1 protein-coding gene is annotated in these 286 nt (G+C 73.1%); it reads left to right on the top strand.

Annotated elements, in window-relative coordinates:
• The coding region (locus tag QWY28_RS23510) for a relaxase domain-containing protein (RefSeq protein WP_300955331.1) at window positions 1-286 on the top strand (286 nt) is incomplete at both ends.

The raw sequence follows: 286 nt of genomic DNA, 5'->3' as shown, positions 1-286 counted from the left end.
ACGCCCTGGACTTCATCGAGTCCAAGGCACTGTTCACCCGCCAGGGCACCAACGGCGTGCGCCAGGTCGACGTCCGCGGCCTGATCGCCACCGCGTTCACCCACCGCGACTCCCGCGCCGGCGACCCCGACCTGCACACCCACCACGCCGCCAACGTCGCCCTGCACGACAACGGCCGCGACCGCGTCACCGACGCCCGCGAATCAGGCCGCCGCGTCCAGCTGGCCCAGCACCACTCCCCCTACGCGGTGGCACCCACCGGGGTCTGGGTCGACCGGATGTCCGC

This window comes from Nocardioides oceani (genome assembly GCF_030412965.1).
Taxonomy (GTDB): domain Bacteria; phylum Actinomycetota; class Actinomycetes; order Propionibacteriales; family Nocardioidaceae; genus Nocardioides; species Nocardioides oceani.
Note: the sequence above shows the minus strand (reverse complement) of the source record. Positions and strands in the feature narration are given on the sequence as shown.